General features: G+C 67.8%; 20 protein-coding genes. 8 read left to right on the forward strand and 12 right to left on the reverse strand.

The window, feature by feature from the left end; translation table 11 throughout:
- Positions 1-58 precede the first annotated feature (58 nt).
- The gene (locus WDM86_12685) at positions 59-325 is read left to right on the forward strand and encodes an SHOCT domain-containing protein (GenBank protein ID MEI9990888.1); all 267 of its coding nucleotides are present in this window, start codon (positions 59-61) and stop codon (positions 323-325) included.
- Between the two features lie 84 nt (positions 326-409).
- Entirely contained in the window at positions 410-577 is a 168-nt protein-coding gene (locus tag WDM86_12690; GenBank protein ID MEI9990889.1) for a hypothetical protein, read from the forward strand.
- Here the strand turns inward: WDM86_12690 and motA are convergent.
- The 3 genes from motA to WDM86_12705 form a co-directional block, all read right to left on the reverse strand.
- Positions 574-1,446 (reverse strand): flagellar motor stator protein MotA, encoded by an 873-nt coding sequence (gene motA, locus WDM86_12695; protein ID MEI9990890.1) that lies wholly within the window; start codon positions 1,444-1,446, stop codon positions 574-576. The genes WDM86_12690 and motA overlap by 4 nt on opposite strands.
- A gap of 88 nt (positions 1,447-1,534) precedes the next feature.
- Positions 1,535-2,032, reverse strand: a complete 498-nt coding sequence (locus WDM86_12700; protein MEI9990891.1) for an Hpt domain-containing protein — start codon at positions 2,030-2,032, stop codon at positions 1,535-1,537.
- An 11-nt stretch (positions 2,033-2,043) separates the two neighbouring features.
- Positions 2,044-2,559, reverse strand: a complete 516-nt coding sequence (locus tag WDM86_12705) for a response regulator (protein MEI9990892.1) — start codon at positions 2,557-2,559, stop codon at positions 2,044-2,046.
- Positions 2,560-2,801: 242 nt separating this feature from the next.
- Between WDM86_12705 and WDM86_12710 the strand changes: the two genes are divergently transcribed.
- Positions 2,802-3,224, forward strand: coding sequence for an NUDIX domain-containing protein (locus WDM86_12710; GenBank protein MEI9990893.1), 423 nt, complete (start codon positions 2,802-2,804; stop codon positions 3,222-3,224).
- Positions 3,225-3,239: 15 nt separating this feature from the next.
- Here WDM86_12710 and WDM86_12715 read toward each other — a convergent pair whose 3' ends face one another.
- Positions 3,240-4,157, reverse strand: a complete 918-nt coding sequence (locus WDM86_12715; GenBank protein ID MEI9990894.1) for an SDR family NAD(P)-dependent oxidoreductase — start codon at positions 4,155-4,157, stop codon at positions 3,240-3,242.
- Between the two features lie 50 nt (positions 4,158-4,207).
- On the opposite strand from WDM86_12715, the gene WDM86_12720 reads away from it, so the two are divergent.
- Complete coding sequence (locus tag WDM86_12720; protein ID MEI9990895.1) at positions 4,208-4,756, forward strand: N-acetyltransferase; 549 nt, start codon at positions 4,208-4,210, stop codon at positions 4,754-4,756.
- A gap of 1 nt (position 4,757) precedes the next feature.
- Here the strand turns inward: WDM86_12720 and WDM86_12725 are convergent, their stop codons facing one another.
- From WDM86_12725 to WDM86_12760, 8 genes are all read right to left on the reverse strand, one after another.
- Positions 4,758-5,168, reverse strand: a complete 411-nt coding sequence (locus WDM86_12725) for a type II toxin-antitoxin system HicB family antitoxin (protein ID MEI9990896.1) — start codon at positions 5,166-5,168, stop codon at positions 4,758-4,760.
- Between the two features lie 5 nt (positions 5,169-5,173).
- The gene (locus WDM86_12730) at positions 5,174-5,368 is read right to left on the reverse strand and encodes a type II toxin-antitoxin system HicA family toxin (protein MEI9990897.1); all 195 of its coding nucleotides are present in this window, start codon (positions 5,366-5,368) and stop codon (positions 5,174-5,176) included.
- Positions 5,369-5,426: 58 nt separating this feature from the next.
- Positions 5,427-5,936 carry a hypothetical protein gene (locus WDM86_12735; GenBank protein MEI9990898.1) on the reverse strand — a complete coding sequence of 170 codons (510 nt, stop codon included), beginning with the start codon at positions 5,934-5,936 and terminating at the stop codon, positions 5,427-5,429.
- Positions 5,937-6,054: 118 nt separating this feature from the next.
- Positions 6,055-8,121, reverse strand: coding sequence for a hypothetical protein (locus WDM86_12740; protein ID MEI9990899.1), 2,067 nt, complete (start codon positions 8,119-8,121; stop codon positions 6,055-6,057).
- Positions 8,118-10,850, reverse strand: coding sequence for a DUF4159 domain-containing protein (locus WDM86_12745; protein ID MEI9990900.1), 2,733 nt, complete (start codon positions 10,848-10,850; stop codon positions 8,118-8,120). The genes WDM86_12740 and WDM86_12745 overlap by 4 nt, the downstream gene beginning before the upstream one ends.
- A 1-nt stretch (position 10,851) precedes the next feature.
- Positions 10,852-11,715 (reverse strand): DUF58 domain-containing protein, encoded by an 864-nt coding sequence (locus WDM86_12750; GenBank protein MEI9990901.1) that lies wholly within the window; start codon positions 11,713-11,715, stop codon positions 10,852-10,854.
- Positions 11,712-12,707 (reverse strand): MoxR family ATPase, encoded by a 996-nt coding sequence (locus WDM86_12755; protein ID MEI9990902.1) that lies wholly within the window; start codon positions 12,705-12,707, stop codon positions 11,712-11,714. The genes WDM86_12750 and WDM86_12755 overlap by 4 nt, the downstream gene beginning before the upstream one ends.
- Before the next feature lie 272 nt (positions 12,708-12,979).
- On the reverse strand, positions 12,980-13,993 hold the full coding sequence (locus WDM86_12760; GenBank protein ID MEI9990903.1) for a hypothetical protein: 1,014 nt from the start codon (positions 13,991-13,993) through the stop codon (positions 12,980-12,982).
- Between the two features lie 123 nt (positions 13,994-14,116).
- On the opposite strand from WDM86_12760, the gene WDM86_12765 reads away from it, so the two are divergent.
- The 4 genes from WDM86_12765 to WDM86_12780 are packed head-to-tail and all read left to right on the forward strand — an operon-like array spanning position 14,117 to position 16,843.
- On the forward strand, positions 14,117-14,683 hold the full coding sequence (locus tag WDM86_12765; protein ID MEI9990904.1) for a DUF1285 domain-containing protein: 567 nt from the start codon (positions 14,117-14,119) through the stop codon (positions 14,681-14,683).
- Complete coding sequence (locus WDM86_12770) at positions 14,680-15,339, forward strand: CoA pyrophosphatase (GenBank protein ID MEI9990905.1); 660 nt, start codon at positions 14,680-14,682, stop codon at positions 15,337-15,339. Before WDM86_12765 ends, WDM86_12770 begins: the two co-directional genes overlap by 4 nt.
- The gene (locus WDM86_12775; GenBank protein MEI9990906.1) at positions 15,336-15,614 is read left to right on the forward strand and encodes a DUF6111 family protein; all 279 of its coding nucleotides are present in this window, start codon (positions 15,336-15,338) and stop codon (positions 15,612-15,614) included. Before WDM86_12770 ends, WDM86_12775 begins: the two co-directional genes overlap by 4 nt.
- Positions 15,611-16,843 carry a CCA tRNA nucleotidyltransferase gene (locus WDM86_12780; protein MEI9990907.1) on the forward strand — a complete coding sequence of 411 codons (1,233 nt, stop codon included), beginning with the start codon at positions 15,611-15,613 and terminating at the stop codon, positions 16,841-16,843. Before WDM86_12775 ends, WDM86_12780 begins: the two co-directional genes overlap by 4 nt.
- Positions 16,844-16,852: the final 9 nt, after the last annotated feature.

Consider the following 16,852-nt stretch of genomic DNA (forward strand, 5'->3'; position numbering starts at 1 on the left):
ACTGGAAATCCCCCTACGACGTCCCCACATCTCGCCTGTCGAATTGGAGAGGTTGGCAATGCTTACCGCGATCCTGTTCTGGCCGTTCGCGTTCTGGTTCTTCGGGCCGTTTCACGGGCTGTTCAGCCTTCTGATCCTCATCCTGATCTTCGGGCTGATTTTCGGCCGCCGCCGCTATTATTACGGCTATTACCATCCCTGGTGGGGCCACGGACCCGATCCCGACAGCCGCGCCGGGGCGCGGCGCATCCTGGAAGAGCGCTACGCCAAGGGCGAGATCCAGCGCGACGAATACCTGCAAAAGCGCCAGGACCTCGGCGGCTGAGGAATTAACGCTTCCTTCACCAGTTTCTTCACCCCGGCCTGTACTTCGCCTAGCCTTGGCGCGTTCACTCGGGGACGCGTGGGGATGCCTAGGACCGTGGCGCAATTCACCGGCATGATCGTCACCGCGATCGTGGTGTTCGGCACCGATGTCGACATCTTCACCGCGATGCCGCTGGGGATCGTGGCCGGCGCGCTCGCGACCTTCCTCGTCGCGCTGTCCGACGAGAAGCGCAAGCTCGCGAAGGCTTAGCCGCCGTCCGGCGGGATGGTGTTGAGCGCCTCTTCCAGCTCGGCGAAGGAAGGCTGCGCCTCGCTCGGCACGCTGCCGCGGCCGATCTCGACCGAGACCTGCGCCGCATTGCCGTGCAGATGCGCCACCAGGATGTCGCGGATGACGTGATAGAACTGCGCGTCCTCGTCGACGATCGCCTTCAGCCGCGCCCCCATCGGGCCGACGATGCCATAGGCCAGGAACACGCCGAGGAAGGTGCCGACCAGCGCCGAGCCGATCATGCCGCCCAGCACTTCCGGCGGCTCGCTGATCGCGCCCATCGTCTTGATGACGCCGAGCACCGCGGCGACGATGCCGAGCGCCGGCAGCCCGTCCGACATCGTGGTCAGCGCGTTGGCGCCGACCAGCGCCTCGTGATGGTGCTTTTCGAGCTGCTTCTCCATCGCGGTCTCGACCTGGTGCGGGTCTTCCAGGCTCATCGTCATCATGCGCAGCGTGTCGCAGATGAAGTCGGCGGCGAAATGGTCCTTGGTGATCTTGGGATAGCGCTTGAAGATCGACGAGTCCTCGGGTTTTTCAATATGCGCTTCCAGCGCGATGAGGCCCTTGGACTTCATCGTCTTGGTGAGCAGGAACAGAAGGCAGAGCAGATCGCGATAGTCGCCCGGCTTCCAGGTCGGGCCGCTGATCACCTTGCCGAGCGAGCCCATGATCTTCTTGAGCGAATACATCGATCCGCCGATCAGCATGGCGGCGATCGCGGCGCCGAAGATGGTGAGCATCTCGTGCGGCAGGGCCTCGAACACGACGCTCAGCGAGCCGCCGGTCATCAGATAGCCGCCGAACACGCATGCGAAGAGAACTACGATGCCGCCGATCTGAAGCATGGCCCGCCCACGAGAAGTCAGGCGGTTACTATTAAGAAAAGGGCTTAAGAAGCGCTGAATGGGGTTCCCGCGGCCGCGGCCCGAGGGCTCAGCGCGTTGCCGGATCCTTAATTTCGGCGAGCTTGCGCGCCACCAGCGCCGCCAATTGCTCGGCCACGGCGTCGCCGTGCTGCGCCGCCTCGTCCTCGGTGCGGGCCGAGCGGATCACCGCGCCCAGATGCAGGTTGGTGACCGTGGCGTCGGGTTCGATTCCGAGCTGCGCGATCGAATCGAGATAATGGCAGAGCCCGTTGGCGATGCGCCCCGTGGCGGTCAGTCCCGCCGTGCCGGCGAGGCCGCGGATCTCGTGCGTCGCGGAAAACGCCGTGGGCCAGTCCTGCGCCTGCATCGCGGCTTCGAGCTGTTCGACGAGCGCGAGCACCGCGCCGCGCAGCTCGGAGGTCTTCATCGCGATGACCCGGCTCGCCTTGGCGAGCGTCTCGCCGCTCTTGAGCTTGGCCATCGCCTGCTTGCGCGCGCCTTCCGACAGCAGCCGCGGATAGCTCGCCGTGGCAACGGGCTCGGAACCGTCTGCTGGTTTGGCCATGGCGTTTTTCCTCAGCGGACCGCCAGGTCGTTTTCGAAGTCTTCGCGGCGGCGGAACGGCCCGGCATAATCCTCCACCGCATGGCGGCGGCGGTCGGGCCCGAAATAGTCCGCCGCCTTCACGAAGGGCCGCGGCCGGTCGACGATCTCGCCGATGCGCTGGAACAGATGGGCCGCGGTGATCGGCTTGGCCAGCACTTCGGTCACGCCCGCGTCGCGCGCCGCCTCGATGCGGTGGCGTTCGGTGTGGCCGGTCACCATGATGATCGGGATGTAGGGATTGGGGCTGTTCTTGGAGGTGCGCACCTCGCGCGCGAAGTCGAGCCCGTCCATCGGCTTCATCGACAGATCCGAAAGGATGATGTCGGGCTGCTTGTCGCGCAGGAGCACGAAGGCGTCCGCGCCGTTCGTCGCCTCGAACACGGTCGCGATGCCGAGCGCGTTCAGCAGCGAACGCAGCAGCATGCGCATATGCTGATTGTCCTCGACGACCAGCGCCTTTAAGTGATCGAATGCCCCCCCGGACATGGCCTACCGCCTCACGCTACGCAAACGACGCTTCGCCGAACCGCGCCACCGCACGGCAATGCGGCGGCGGCGGGCCCTTTGTGACGATGTACCCAGCAACGTCAATATAGGCTTCGCTTTATTTGTCACCGACAGGTTAGAAACCGCCGGTTATTAATTGGTTACAAAAGTTACCCAGGGCGAACAACATGCTTTCGCGGATGCAACACTGGGTGGGACAATTCGCCGTTGGCGCGACCTCGATGACCGTCCGGGCGCTGATCGCGCCCGTCGCGTTCGGGGCGCACGCCTTTGTGGTCGACGAAGCCGGCCGTGTCGGCCTGGTGCGCCATTCCTACCGGCCCGGCTGGTCGCTGCCGGGCGGCGGGGTCGCGCGCGGCGAGCCGGCCGCCGCCGCCGTTTTGCGCGAGCTCGGCGAGGAACTGGGCGACGTCCGCGGCGATCCGCCCGTGTTTTTCGGGCTTTACACGCGGCGCCGCGGATGGGCGACCAACGTGATCGCGCTCTATCGGGTGGCGAACGCCCGGGTTGTGTTCCGGCCGAACCTCGAGGTCCGCGAGCTCATTTTCGTCGATCCCGAAGCGCCGCCGCCGGGAACCGCGCCGGGAACCCGGCGGCGCCTCGCCGAATTCACCGGCAAGGCGCCGCTCAACCCATATTGGTGATCGCGGCCGGCGGCGTCACACCGGATCCCACCCGAACGTGCCCGTGGTCGGCAGAAGGTCGGTGAAGCTCGGCTTCATCGCCGCCATGCAGTGGTCGGCGATCGTCGCCGGCGTCCAGCCTTCGATCTTGCCCAGGCCGCGCACCGGGCGCGGTTGGCTCATCAGGAAGATCTCGTTGCCGCGCGCGGTGAAGATCTGGCCGCTGACCTCCTTGCACGCCGGCGAGGCGAGCGACACGGCGAGCTGCGCCACCTGGTCGGCGCGCATATGGTTCTTCATCCGCTCGACGCGCTTGGCCGAGGCCTCGTCCTTCACCGGGATGGTCGCGATCATGCGCGACCAGGCGAACGGCGCGATGGTGTTGGAGCGCACGTTCTTGGCCGCGCCCTCCATCGCGATGATGCGCGACAGGCCGACCACGCCCATCTTCACCGCGGCATAGTTCGCCTGGCCGATATTGCCGATCAGCCCGGAGGTCGAGGTGAACAGGACATAGGAGCCTTCGTTCTGCTCGCGGAAATGATTGATCGTGGCGCGCGTCACGTTATAGGCGCCGTTCAGGTGGACATCGACCACCATGTCCCAGTCGGCGTCGCTCATCTTGTGGAACATGGTGTCGCGCAGGATGCCGGCGGGATTGATCACCGCGTGCAGGCCTTTGAACGCGTCCAGCGCCTGTTCGATCATGTGCGCGACGCCCTTGCGGTTGGTCACGCTGTCGGAGTTCGACACCGCGCGTCCGCCGCTCTTGCGGATCTCCTGGGCGACCTGTTCCGCCGGCCTGGCCGAGCCTTCGTCGCCGCCCGCCACCGCGCCGCCCAGGTCGTTGACCACCACCGCCGCACCCTCTTTTGCCGCGAGCAGCGCGCATTCCTTGCCGATACCGTTGGCGCCGCCCGTCACCAGAACGACCTTGCCTTCGAGTACGCCCATGTGTTTCCTCCGCCGTCGATTTCGTTGAACCCAAGACTACCGAGCCCTTATTGAGCGACGCAAGCGAACCCACCTGGACGATCCGGCCGGAGCGGCCCGAGGACGCGCCCCTGGTCGAGGCGTTGAACGAAGCGGCGTTCGGTCCGGGGCGTTTCGCGAAATCGGCCTATCGGCTGCGCGAAGGCGTCGGCCAGGTCGCGTCGCTCGCCTTCGTCGCCATCGAGGACGCGCAGTTGCGCGGTTCGGTGCGCTTCTGGCCGGTGATGATCGGCGGCCACAAGGCGCTGATGCTGGGCCCGCTCGCGGTCGAGGCGAAAGAGCGCGGCCGCGGCATCGGCGTGGCGCTGATGGAACGCGCGCTGGACGAAGCCAGGAAACGCGGCCACGAAGTGGTGATCCTGGTGGGCGACGAGCCCTATTACGCGCGTGTCGGCTTTTCGAAGCTTCCGCCGGGCCGCATCCGCTTTCCGGGGCCGGTGGACCAGTCGCGCATTCTGGGCTTGTCGCTGAAGCCCGGCGCCGCGCTGAATCTTTCCGGCGAAGTCCGCCGCGCCAAACTCGACGAAGCCGTCTGCGCCGACGGTGCTGGGGTGGGGTAGATCAGCCTTCCTGTTCGATCTTCTCGCGCGCCGCCGATGCGAGGAAACTCGACCTTGTAAGACCGCGCGCCGTCGCCGCCTCGTCGATCGCGCTGAGCAATCCGGAATCGAGCGACAGGTTCGCCTTTGCCGGCCGGCCGCTGTCCATCACCAAGGGAACCATCGCCAGCGCGGCGTCTTGCGAAAGCGCGCGCGCCACGTCCTTGTCCTTGCGCAATTGCTCCGCCGAACGCGGCTTCGGGATTTTTTCGCCATCGGCGACGGCGTCCTCCACCCACAGCCGGATGGCCTCGGCGGCATTCTTCAAGGCTTCGTCCGTCGTCGAAGCGCCCGAAGTGCAGCCCGGCAGATCCGGCACCACGATTCCATAGGCCCCGGGCTTTCCATCGATCAGGACGACATAACGCGCCATTTTCTTCATTCCTTCCAGCCGGCCTGCTTTGCCACGAGCCTTGCCACGCCGGGCGAAAGCGTGCGGTGACGCGGCAGGACGATGCGTCCGGGCCGGTCGGGGTGCTTGAACACGTCGTGCGAGCCGCCATGGCGCACGACCCAGCCATCCCGCATCAGCCGCGCGGCGACTCGGCTGCGATCGGTCTCCGCCGTGGACATTCAATGCGTATATATTTGCGCACGCTCGGATGTCAAGAACGCGGGCCCGCGCCGGGCGCTATTCGACCGCCGCCTTTCGAGGCCGGCCCCGCTTGCGCCGCGCCACCGGCCGATAGTGCGCGGCAAAGACGGTCGGATCGCCGTCCAGGGCGCGCAGCGTGACCGCGATCGGCTCCGGCAACACGTCGGCTTCGCGATAGCTGCGTATGGTCCGCTCGGCGACATCGAGCATCGCCGCCGTCTCGGCCGTGTTGAGCCCGTGTTTGCGTTCGAACGCCGCCAGTTCGCGTCCGGATAACGGTCTCTGCTGTTCGGCCAATGTCCGCAGCGTCGCCGCGCTGTAGTCCAATCCGTTGTCCCAACCGATTCCCGAGCCGTAGCCGACCGGTCTCACCCGGCGAAACGCGGCCTGGTCCTCGGCAAAGCCGGCGAAATGCCGCGAACTGTGCACCAGGCCCGTCAGGTCGACGCGCGATTTCGTGCCGTCGTCCCACGTCACGCGCAGCGACAGCTTCTCCTTCGCCGCCTCGACGGCCTTCACGCGGGGTGGGTTCTTGCTCTTCGTCAATGCAGCTCGTCCCGTTTGCGCACTCGAAATTCGCGAAGCGCGCGAGCGTCGGCATCGGGAGAATATTACGGCACATTCTGCCGGATTTCAAGAGAAATAACGGCAGATAATGCCGCCTTTACCGCCCCTCGATCCGCCACGCGATCAGCAGCGTCCCCAGCAGCAACAGCAGCGCCAGCCAGCTCGGCAGCAGCGGCTGCTGCTCGACGCTGGTCACGCGATAGGCGCCGTTGGCGCGCAGGCCGATCCAGTTCGCGCCCGAAGCGTTGCCGCTCGCACCCACGCGGCGGACATCCGGCACGCCGTCCGCCAGCCAATGCACCGAACCGCCACTCGCATCCGCGATCGGCGACAGGATCGTCTGCGTCGCGCGCATGTCGGCGACCTCCTTGGGGTTCAGCGGCCCCGCCGCCGCCACCGCGGTCAGCGTCCCGTCGGTCAGCCGGTAGAGGCCGAGCTCGTCGGCCTTCGCGCTGGCGCGCCACACGCCGGGCTCGACCTTGCTCAGCGTCAGCGTCGCGGTCTTGCCCGATGGATAGGTCAGCGTCACCGGCTTGGCGCTATCGGCCATGGTGCGCCGCTCGACCGCGATGCGGCCGTCGGCGATGGTCGCGGCCAGGCGCTCCTCTTCCAGCTCCGGCTCCTTCATCAGCCAATGCGCCAGCCGGCGCAGCAATTCCGCCTGCGGCCCGCCGCCCTCGAAACCGCGCGCCCACAGCCACACCTGGTCAGAGAGAAGCTCCGCGACGCGGCCCTTGCGCACATTGTCCAGCACCAGCAGCGGCCGGTCGCCCGGCCCGCTCATCAAGGTCTCGCCGGCGATCTTGTTGGCGCCGATGACGCGGAACCAGCGGCCCCAGCTCGGCGGCGAAGTCTCGGTGTTGGAGCCGGGCAGGTCGCGCGTCACCGGATGCGCCAGTCCCTGCGCCGTCACCACCGGCTTGAACGCCTGGGTCACGATCTCGCCGGTCGGCTGCGCCGGCAGCACGGCGGCGAGCGGGGTATGCGAGATGCCCATCGGCCCGGCGAATTCCGGCCCCGACGACACCAGTAGCGCCCCGCCATTGTCGACATAGTCGGCGAGGTTCTCGAAATAGGGCAGCGGCAATATCCCGCGCTCGCTGTAGCGGTCGAAGATCACCAGGTCGAAGCTGTCGAGCTTCTCGCTGAACAGCTCCTGGGTCGGAAAGGCGATCAGCGACAATTCGTTGACCGGGATCGTCGGGTCCTGCTTCGACGGCGGCCGCAGAATCGTGAAGTGGATGAGATCGACCGACGGGTCCGATTTCAAAAGGTTGCGCCACACCCGCTCGCCGGCATGCGGCTCGCCGCTGACCAAGAGCACGCGCAGCCGGTCGCGCACGCCCGACACGGTGACCACGGCGCGGTTGTTCTGCAGCGTCAGTTCCGATGGGCCGGGTTCGGCCTCCACCTCGACGACGTTCTCCCCGCCGTGCTTGACCGGGATCTGCAGCGTGGCGTTCTGGCCGACCGGCACGGTCTGCGCCCCCAGGCTCGTCCCGTCGATGCGCAGTTCGATCTGCGCCGTCCCGCCGCCGCCCGAGCCGAAATCGTCGATGCGCACCACCATCGGCGCGCTCTGTCCGACGATGGCGAAGCGCGCCGCGCTGACGATGGTGAGCTTCCTATCCTTCTCGCCGCGCCGCCCGGCGATCAGGGCGTGGATCGGCGCGTGGATCGAAAGCTTGTCCGGCGCCGGCGCGTCATGCACCTCGCCGTCGGTGATCAGGATCGCGCCCGCGATCCGTTCCGGCGGCACGTCGGCCAGCGCGGCGTTGAGCCCGGCGAAAAGCTGCGTGCCGTTGTCCTCTCCGGTCGCGGTCGTCGCCACCACGCTTTCGCGCACTTCCAGGGTCTTGTCGCCGGCAAGCTGTTTTTTGATCGCGGCCAGCGCGGCGTCCTCCTGCGCCTTGCGGTCGCCGACGCCCATGCTCTGCGAGCGGTCGATCACGATCGCCATCACGTCGGGCAGGGGGCTGTGCGTCTCGTTGACGATCAAGGGATTGGCGATGACGAAGATCAGCGCCGCGAACACCAGCGCCCGCGCCCAGGCGCCCCGCGCGCGCAGCGCGAAGGAAAGAATCGTCAGCGCGACGGCGATCCCGATCGCGGCCCAGAGCAGGGCCAGCGGCACATGCGGCGCGAAGTCGATGCTGAGATTCACGGCTGGCGGCCCATGCGCTTGAGCAGTGCCGGCCAATGCACCATGTCGGCCTTGTAGTTGCCGGTGAAGGCATACATCACCAGGTTGACGCCGAAGCGATAGGCCATCTCGCGCTGGCGCTCGCCGCCCGGCACCACGTCGACCATCGGCGCGCCGTCGGGCCGCACCGCCCAGGCCGCCGCCCAGTCATTGCCGCCGATGATCACCGGCGAGACGCCGTCGCCGCCGCGCGCCGGCGCCGCGCCGGCATTCGGATCGGCCGGCGGCAGCGCCTCGACCCACACCTTGCCGCCGTCCCAGCGGCCGGGAAAATTCTGGATGATGTAGAACGTCTTGGTCAGCACATGATCGGACGGCACCGGTTCGAGCGGCGGCAGGTCGAGCTTGGCGACGAGGCGCCTCAGCGTCTGCTCGCCCGGCGACTGCGCGCCGCGCGCCGCGCCCAGTGTCAGGTCGCGGGTGTCGAACAGGATGGTGCCGCCGTTCCTCATATAATCGCTGACCTTCGACAGCGCCTCGGGCGTGAGGTCCTTCTCGCGCGGGTCCATCGGCCAATAGAGCAGGGGGAAGAACGACAGATCGTCCTTCGCCACGTCCACGCCCATCGGCTCCTGCGGCTCATAGGAGGTGCGGGCCCGCAATTGCATGCCGAGCCCCGTCAATCCGGCGCGGCTCATGTCGTCGAGGTCGGGAAGTCCCGTGATCACATAGGCGAGGCGCGTATCGTCCGCCGCCTTCAGGTCGAACGCATCGTCGGCGCGCGCGTCAGGCGCGTGGACGGCGAACAGGATCGCGAGCGCGCCGGCCGCGACGCGCGTCAGCCGCAGCCGCGACAGATATCCGCGCATCCACAGCGACAGCAGGGCGTCGAGGAACAGCAGCGCGATCGCAACCGCCAGGAACCATGGCGCCAGCGCCGTCACGGTCGATTGCGGATAGGGCTCGGTATCGATCCCGGTGAACGGCAGCAGCACGGCATCGGCCTTCACCGCGTTCAGCGCGTCCTCGGTGCCGGCGACGCCATAGAGGCCCGGCGGATGGATCGGCGAGGGCACGGTCCTGGCCAGATCGGCGGCGCGGATCGGCAGCACTTCGGCCGGCGGCCGGCGGGCGCGGCCGAAGCCGTCCAGCGTCGTGACCGGCGGCAGCGTGGTGGCGCTTTTCATGTCGCTCGGCCGCTCGCCCGCCGACAGCGCCAGCAGCCGGCGCATCATGTCGACATAGAGGCCCGACAGCGGCAGCGACGACCAGCTCGGCCCCGCCGTGATGTGGAACAGCACGATGAATCCCTTGCCCCTGTTCTCGGCCGTGACCAAGGGCGTGCCGTCCGCCAGTCTTGCCCAGCTCCGGTCGGCGAGCTCGACCGAAGGCTCCGCCAGAACCTGCCGCGTCACCGCCACGTCGGACGGGATGGAAAGCCCCGCGAAGGGACTGGATTCGGAGAACGGCGCCAGCTTCTGCGGCTCGGCCCAGGCCAGCGCGCCGCCGAGATAGCGTCCGCCGACGCGCAGCTTCACCGGCACCAGATCGTCGGTGCCGCCGGTCATCCGCCCGCCCGCGAAGCGGATCAGAAGGCCGCCGCCGGCGACGAATTTCGCCACCTTGTCGTAATCGCTGCCGGTCACCCGCGCGACATCGGCCAGGATCAGCACCGACACGTTGCGCGCCAGCACGTCGCTCACCGTGCCCTTGCGCACCTCGGCATAAGGCGCCAGCGCGCGTTCCAGATAATAAGTGTCGGAAAGCAGCGGTTGGGTATCCTCCGCGACATCGGCCGCGACCAGGCCCACGGCGCGGCGCGATCCGCCGCCGCCCAGAAGCTGCACCGCGCCCGCCGAATCGGCATTCGCGATGGCGATGCGCGTCGTCTCGTTGCGCACTTCCAGCGGCAGGCTGATATGCGCGTCGGCCTTGGCGCGCCCGTCCTCGAAACGGAAAGCGCCTTCCGCCAGCATCTCGCCATGGCTGCCCAGCGCCTGCACCCGGCCGCCGCGCACGCCATCGGTTCCGGCGCGCAGCACGCTCACATCGAAGCCGTTCGCCCGGTTGGCCGGCGGCAGCAGCGCCAGCGCGCCGGTGCCCGGCGCATCGGCATGGATCGTCAGCGCGCCGGCGCGCGCCAGCGCGTCGGCGGTGGCGCCCGCCTCGCCGTCCTCGATGCCGTCGCTCAGCCACAGGATTTGCGGCCGCGCGTCGAACTTTGCCTTGGCGATCGCCGTCGCGGCGCGACGCCGATCCGGCAACCACGGCTCCGGCGTCAGCGCCTGCGCGATGCGCGCGGCGCGGCCGGCATCCATCAGGCTGACATCGGGAATGTCCGCCGTCGGCACGATGGCGACGGCGCGGCGCTGCTGCGCGGCGCTGCGCAGCACATCGGCGATCACCGCCTGGCGCGCGTCCCAGCTCGCCGCCGAGGTCCAGCCATTGTCGACCACCAGCACGACCGGCCCCGTCCCCGCCAGCGTCGGTCCCTTGCCGAACAAGGGCTCGGCGAGCGCCACGATCACCGCGGCCGCCGCAATCAGCCGCAGCAGGAGAAGCCACCACGGCGTGCGCGCCGGCGTCTCTTCTTTTCCGGACAATCCAAGAAGCAGGCGCAGCGGCGGAAACACCAGCCGGCGCGGCAAGGGCGGCGTCACCCGTAAGAGCCACCACACCGCCGGCAGCACGATCAACGCGCCGAGGATGAACGGCGCGCCGAAGCTCAATCCCGCGAGCAAGCCTGCCACGTCAGGCGCCGCTCATATCGGCATAGAGCGCGATCAGCGCGGTCTCTGGCCGCCGGTCCGTGCGATGCGCGATGTAGGACCAGCCCAGCCGCCGCGCCAGCGCGCCCAGCGTTTCGGCATGCGCCTTGAACCGCGCGCGATAGGCCGACGCCACGCTCTCGGCGCGGCCGATGGTTTCGCCGAGATCGCCCTTGGCGTCTTCGAAGCGCACGCGCCCGGCATAGGGGAAGTCCTCTTCCGCCGGATCGATGATGTGCACGATCTGTCCGGTCACCGCCGAATGCGAAAGCCGCCGCAGCGTCGCCTCGACCGCGTTCAGCGGCGAGAGAAAATCGCTGAACCAGACGAACTGCGCGTTCTTGGTGATCGCCGCGTCGGGCGGCAGCGCCTCCGGTCGTCCGGGACCGTCAAGAAGCGTGTGCCCGATGCGCCGCAGCGCCGCGCGCGAACTGGCCGGCGCATGGCCGTCGCCATAGAGCGCGACACGCTCGCCGCCGCGCACCAGCAGCGACGCCAGCGCAAGGCCCAAAAGCTTGGCGCGTTCCGCCTTGGTGGTCTTGCCGCTCGCGAACTGCATGCCGGCCGAGGTATCGCACCAGAACCACACCGACTGCGCCGCCTCCCATTCACGCTCGCGCACGAACAGATGCTGCGACTTGGCCGATTGCCGCCAGTCGATCGCGCTCGCCGCGTCCTCCGGCGTATAGCGGCGGAACTGCCAGAAGCTCTCGCCCATGCCGGCCTTGCGCCGTCCGTGCACGCCGAGACTCACCGCCGCCGCCAGCCGCTCGGCATCGAGCAGCAGCGGCGGCAGGCCGGCGCCGAGCGCCTCGGCTTCGTATTGCAAATTGGTGTTGGGACTCAAAGAATGCTCCGGCTGAGCCTTTCGATGACGGAGGTCACCGTCATGCCTTCGGCGCGCGCCGGGAAGGTGAGCGCCATGCGATGGCGCAGCACCGGCTGCGCCAGGGCCTCGACATCGTCGGTCGAGGGCGCCAGCCGCCCCTCGATCAGGGCGCGGGCCCGCACCGCCAGCATGAAGGCCTGGCTCGCGCGCGGGCCGGGGCCCCAGGCGACCGCGTCGCGGATGTCCTTCAAAGCTTCCTCGCCGGGCCGCGCCGCGCGCACCAGCTTCAGGATCGCGTCGACCACTTTCTCGCCCACGGGAATATGGCGGACAATTTGCTGCGCCAGCAGCAGATCGGCCGCGGTGCACACCGCGACCGGCTTCTCCTCTTCGCCGAAGGTCGTCGCCGCCAGCATGCGCCGCTCGGCCTCCTTGTCGGGATAGCCGATGTCGATCTGCAACAGGAACCGGTCGAGCTGCGCCTCGGGCAGCGGATAGGTGCCTTCCTGCTCCAGCGGGTTCTGCGTCGCCAGCACATGGAACGGCTTGGGCAGGTCATAGCGCTGGCCGGCCACGGTGACGTGCCGCTCCTGCATCGCCTGCAAGAGCGCCGATTGGGTGCGCGGGCTGGCGCGGTTGATCTCGTCCGCCATCAGCAATTGGGTGAACACCGGCCCGGCGATGAAGCGGAAGCTGCGCTTGCCGTCCGCCTCTTCCAGGACTTCGGAGCCGATGATGTCGGTCGGCATCAGGTCAGGCGTGAACTGGATGCGCTTCCAGTCGAGGCCGAGCACGATGCCCAGCGTCTCGACCAGCTTGGTCTTGGCGAGGCCCGGCACGCCGATCAGAAGGCCGTGGCCTCCGGCGAGCAGCGTCACCAGCGTCTGCTCGATCACCGCGTCCTGGCCGAAGATCGCCCGGCCGACCGCCTCGCGCACCTTGGCCAGCGTGGCCGCGGCGCGCTCCAGATGGGCGGCGGCGCCGGAACTCTCAGCCACGATGTCGTTCATAAAGGGGGGTCCGGATGCTTGGTTGCCGGTCCGCTGGCAGCACCCTATCTTCCTGGATGCGCCGGGACGTGACTTATCTACCCCGGCGGTGCACACGCAACAAGCAAAACACCCTCCCCGCACAGGGCCGTGATGCCCCGCGCCGCACGGCGGCGCAATGATGGACATGGCTTAACCGACATGAGCGGCGGCGGATCCCCCCCTCGGCCTCGCAAGCCTGAGGCGGGCGCCTTATTTCGCCAAGCCTCTCTCCGCGGATCGGATGGGCTTTCTCAGTTTCCGTTGATATTTCCGGTTTGCTCGATGTTCCTTTGCTGCTGAGCGGCACCGGCCCGCACCGACTGGCAATTCGCGTCGCACGTGCTCCCCGTCGAGCCGCCCGATCCGCCGCCGCCGCTCAACATCGATCCAATGATGCGGGCCATGTTATCGCGCGACTGGGGCCTGCCGAGCGGCCGGCACGCGGTTTCGTTCCAGAACTGCAGGCAGCGCACGCTGTCACCGGATAGCTTGACCAACACCGTTCCCGGCGATCCGCCGTTGAATGTGTAATGGCCGGTCAGAATGTCGGCGCCCTTCTCCCGTTTTTCGTGAACATCCGACACGCTGGCGATATCGTACCGCCACATCAGCCAGCTCTGCGAATCCTGCCGAATGATGCCATCCAGCTTGCGGGCGAGAGGATCGTTGGCGAGGCGTGCTTCGGCGGCGGCAAGCCGGCGTTCCGCATCGGCTTGTTCCCGCGCCCGTTGCGCCGCGACCTGGGCGTAATCGACGAATTGGGATTCGCGCGTATCGACTTGGAATTGAATGCGCTGCCCCTCGCTATTCGTCGAATCGTAGCCTCCGGAGAGGCTTGCCTTGTCGCAATGGGCGGTCAGTTCGCCCGCGCCGAACATGATATGGCACGTATCTCCGTCACGGCGGCCGCGGAAAGGCTCCGCTCGCAGACCGCCGGTGGTCTGCACGCTGCCCTGTATGGCCGTCCCGTCGAACTCGACGGCAATCTGATAATTTCCCGAGACATTTCTCGTTCTCGCGGGATTGAAGGTCGGTATGCCCAGGCCGGCCGGCCGTCTTCCCGGGAAAAAGAACATTCCTTCGTAATGGCCGGTATAAGTGACTTTCCCCTTGAAATCGTCGGGCAAGGAGTTGCCGGCCGAATTCTCCGTAGCCGCATCCCGCGACGGAGGTTGATCCGAGTAAGACTGTGCGTGGGTCGCGGTCAGCGCGGCAAGAAGCATCGCGATGGAAGAGACAAACAGACTCAAATGCTTTACCGCCATGGCGCGCGTCCCCCGCTCCCGTGTAAGTGCAAATGAAGACAAAGAAGTGAGCAATTTGGCTAGCATGCGGTCTAGAATTTGTCCATTGGCCGGATATGGCGGCACGATGGTGGACCAACCGATATGAGCGGCGGATTTCCCTTGGGCCTCGCAAGCCTGCAGCGCGACGCCGCCGCCGGGCGCGGCCTGCCGCCGGTGGAGAAATGGAACCCGGCCCATTGCGGCGACATCGACATCCGCATCGCGCGCGACGGCACCTGGTATCACGAGGGCAGCCCGATCGGCCGCAAGGAGTTGGTCCGCCTTTTTTCGACCATATTGCGCCGCGACCCCGATGGCTTCGTCCTCATCACCCCGGCCGAGAAGATGCGCATCGTGGTCGAGGACGCGCCGTTCCTCGCCGTGCTGCTGGACGTGGAGGGCGCGGGCCGCGACCAGAAGCTCGTCTTCACGACCAATGTCGGCGACCAGACTATGGCCGGCCCCGCCAATCCCATCCGCGTCGAGACCGATCCCGCGACGCAGGAGCCGGCGCCCTACGTCCATGTCCGCAAGGGGCTGGAGGCACGCATCGCGCGTCCGGTGTTCTACCAGCTCGCCGATCTCGCCGTGCCGGGCGAGGGCGAGCATCGCGGCCTGCTCGGCGTGTGGAGCGGCGGCGCATTCTATCCTTTGGGCCGTCCCGAATGAGCGCGCCGGAGGAATCGCCCGTCCAGATCGGCCAGCGCATCGTCAGCGGCGGCATCGACCTGTTGCGCTCGCGCCTGTTGCACGAACCGCCGCTGCTGCCGCTCGTGCCGACCCGCAGCGACTACGACCTCAATCCGCAGAACCGTCCGGCGAAGAAGCCCGACCTCACCCCCGCCGCCGTGCTCCTGCCGCTGATCCTGCGCCGCGAGCCGCATGTGCTTTTGACCCAGCGCACCGACAGCCTCACCCAGCATGCCGGGCAGGTCGCCTTTCCCGGCGGCCGCGTCGAACCGAACGACGTCTCGCTGGTCGAGACCGCGCTGCGCGAGACGCAGGAGGAGACCGGCATCGAGCCGGCCTTCGTCACCGTCGCCGGCTTCCTCGACGCCTACGAGACCGGCACCGGCTATGCCATCCTGCCGGTGGTCGGCATCCTCTCCGAAGGCTTCGCGCTCGCGCCCCATGAAGGGGAGGTCGCCAGCATCTTCGAGGTGCCGCTCGCCTTCCTGCTCGATCCCGCCAACCGGAAGAAACAGTCCCGCGAATTCCAGGGCCGCACGCGCAGCTTCTATGCCTTCACCTATGAAGACCATTACATCTGGGGCGCGACGGCGGCGATGCTGATCGATTTCGGCGAGCGGATCAGCCGGCCATGACCCGCACCATCCTCGAACGCGTGCTGCTGTTCGCCTTGCCGTTCGTCCTGTTCGGCGGCTACGTCCTGCTGCTGCGCCTGCGGCCGCTGGCCCGCCGGCCGGCCACGCCCTGGACCTGGCTTGTCGTCGCGGGCCTGGCGCTGGTGGCGCTCAGCTTCCTCGCGCTCGGCTTCCTGGAGGGCGAGCCGATCACCGGCACCTATGTCGCGCCGCATGTGGTGAATGGCCGGATCGTTCCGGGCTATGTTGCGCCGCTACCGGAGAAGAAGCCTTGAAACTCGATCCCAAGCGCCACGCCTGGATGACCGCGCCGGAGACGCGCGCCGTGTTGAACGCGCTGGGCGGCGCGGGCAAATTCGTCGGCGGCGCGGTGCGCAATGCGCTGCTGGGAAAGCCGGTCGCCGACATCGATATCGCGACGCCGCTCCTGCCCGATGACGTAACGGCACGCCTGAAGGCCGCCGGCCTCGGCGCGGTGCCGACCGGCATCGAGCACGGCACGGTGACGGCGGTCGCCAACGGCAAGCCGTTCGAAGTCACCACCTTGCGCCGCGATGTCGCGACCGACGGGCGCCGCGCCGTCGTCGCCTTCACGACCGATTGGGCGCAGGACGCCCAACGCCGCGACTTCACCATGAACGCGCTCTATGCCGATGCCGATGGCGAGATCCTCGACACGGTCGGCGGCGTCGCCGATCTACAGGCCGGCCATGTCCGCTTCGTCGGCGATGCCGCGACCCGCATCCGCGAGGATTATCTGCGCATCCTGCGCCTGTTCCGCTTCCACGCCTGGTACGGCAAGGGCCCGATCGACAGCGCCGCGCTGCACGCCGCCGCGGCGGAGCGGGGCGGGCTCACCATGCTCGCCGGCGAGCGGGTGTCCAAGGAGATGCTGCGCCTGCTGGAGGCCGACGATCCGGTGCCCGCGCTGCGCCAGATGGCGGCGAGCGGCATCCTGACCGACATCCTGATCGGCAATCTGAACATTCCCCGCCTCGAAAAGCTGGTGCGGATCGACGCCGAAGCCTTCTTCGCGCCCGACGCGATCCTGCGCCTCGCCGCGCTCTTGCCGGCCGACGCCGCCGAGGCCCGCGCCGTGGCGAAGGAATGGCGGCTCTCCAACGCCGACGCCGACCGCCTCGCCGACATCGCCGGGGCGCGCGAGAAAATCGTGTCCTATCTGTCGGTGAAGGAGATGCGCAAGCTGCTCTACCGGCTCGGCGCCGGCCCGTTCAAGGACCGCGTCTTCCTGAAATGGGCGGAGGATCCCAAGGAGTCGAATGCCGTTCAGTGGCGCATGCTGCTCGCCGTCGCCGATGCCTGGGAGCGCCCGCGCTTCCCGCTGACCGGCCGCGAGGTGATGCTGGCCGGCGTGCCGGAAGGCCCGCTGGTCGGCCGCATCCTGGAGGAGGTCGAGGACTGGTGGATCGACGCCGACTTCATCGAGGACGAATTCTCCCTCGCCGAACGCCTGAAAGCCGTGGTCCAGGCGACGGCGTATTGAGCGTGAGGG

The organism is Rhizomicrobium sp. (assembly GCA_037200045.1).
Lineage (GTDB): Bacteria > Pseudomonadota > Alphaproteobacteria > Micropepsales > Micropepsaceae > Rhizomicrobium.

What these genes read in the sequence shown, in the direction of transcription:
- WDM86_12725 (MEI9990896.1), bottom strand. Translation starts at nt 5,168, where the DNA reads ATGGCGCGTTATGTCGTCCTGATCGATGGAAAGCCCGGGGCCTATGGA.
- WDM86_12760 (MEI9990903.1), bottom strand. Translation starts at nt 13,993, where the DNA reads ATGGCGGTAAAGCATTTGAGTCTGTTTGTCTCTTCCATCGCGATGCTT.
- WDM86_12685 (MEI9990888.1), top strand. Translation starts at nt 59, where the DNA reads ATGCTTACCGCGATCCTGTTCTGGCCGTTCGCGTTCTGGTTCTTCGGG.
- motA (MEI9990890.1), bottom strand. Translation starts at nt 1,446, where the DNA reads ATGCTTCAGATCGGCGGCATCGTAGTTCTCTTCGCATGCGTGTTCGGC.
- WDM86_12700 (MEI9990891.1), bottom strand. Translation starts at nt 2,032, where the DNA reads ATGGCCAAACCAGCAGACGGTTCCGAGCCCGTTGCCACGGCGAGCTAT.
- WDM86_12770 (MEI9990905.1), top strand. Translation starts at nt 14,680, where the DNA reads ATGAGCGCGCCGGAGGAATCGCCCGTCCAGATCGGCCAGCGCATCGTC.
- WDM86_12765 (MEI9990904.1), top strand. Translation starts at nt 14,117, where the DNA reads ATGAGCGGCGGATTTCCCTTGGGCCTCGCAAGCCTGCAGCGCGACGCC.
- WDM86_12710 (MEI9990893.1), top strand. Translation starts at nt 2,802, where the DNA reads ATGACCGTCCGGGCGCTGATCGCGCCCGTCGCGTTCGGGGCGCACGCC.
- WDM86_12755 (MEI9990902.1), bottom strand. Translation starts at nt 12,707, where the DNA reads ATGAACGACATCGTGGCTGAGAGTTCCGGCGCCGCCGCCCATCTGGAG.
- WDM86_12730 (MEI9990897.1), bottom strand. Translation starts at nt 5,368, where the DNA reads ATGTCCACGGCGGAGACCGATCGCAGCCGAGTCGCCGCGCGGCTGATG.
- WDM86_12775 (MEI9990906.1), top strand. Translation starts at nt 15,336, where the DNA reads ATGACCCGCACCATCCTCGAACGCGTGCTGCTGTTCGCCTTGCCGTTC.
- WDM86_12715 (MEI9990894.1), bottom strand. Translation starts at nt 4,157, where the DNA reads ATGGGCGTACTCGAAGGCAAGGTCGTTCTGGTGACGGGCGGCGCCAAC.
- WDM86_12690 (MEI9990889.1), top strand. Translation starts at nt 410, where the DNA reads ATGCCTAGGACCGTGGCGCAATTCACCGGCATGATCGTCACCGCGATC.
- WDM86_12705 (MEI9990892.1), bottom strand. Translation starts at nt 2,559, where the DNA reads ATGTCCGGGGGGGCATTCGATCACTTAAAGGCGCTGGTCGTCGAGGAC.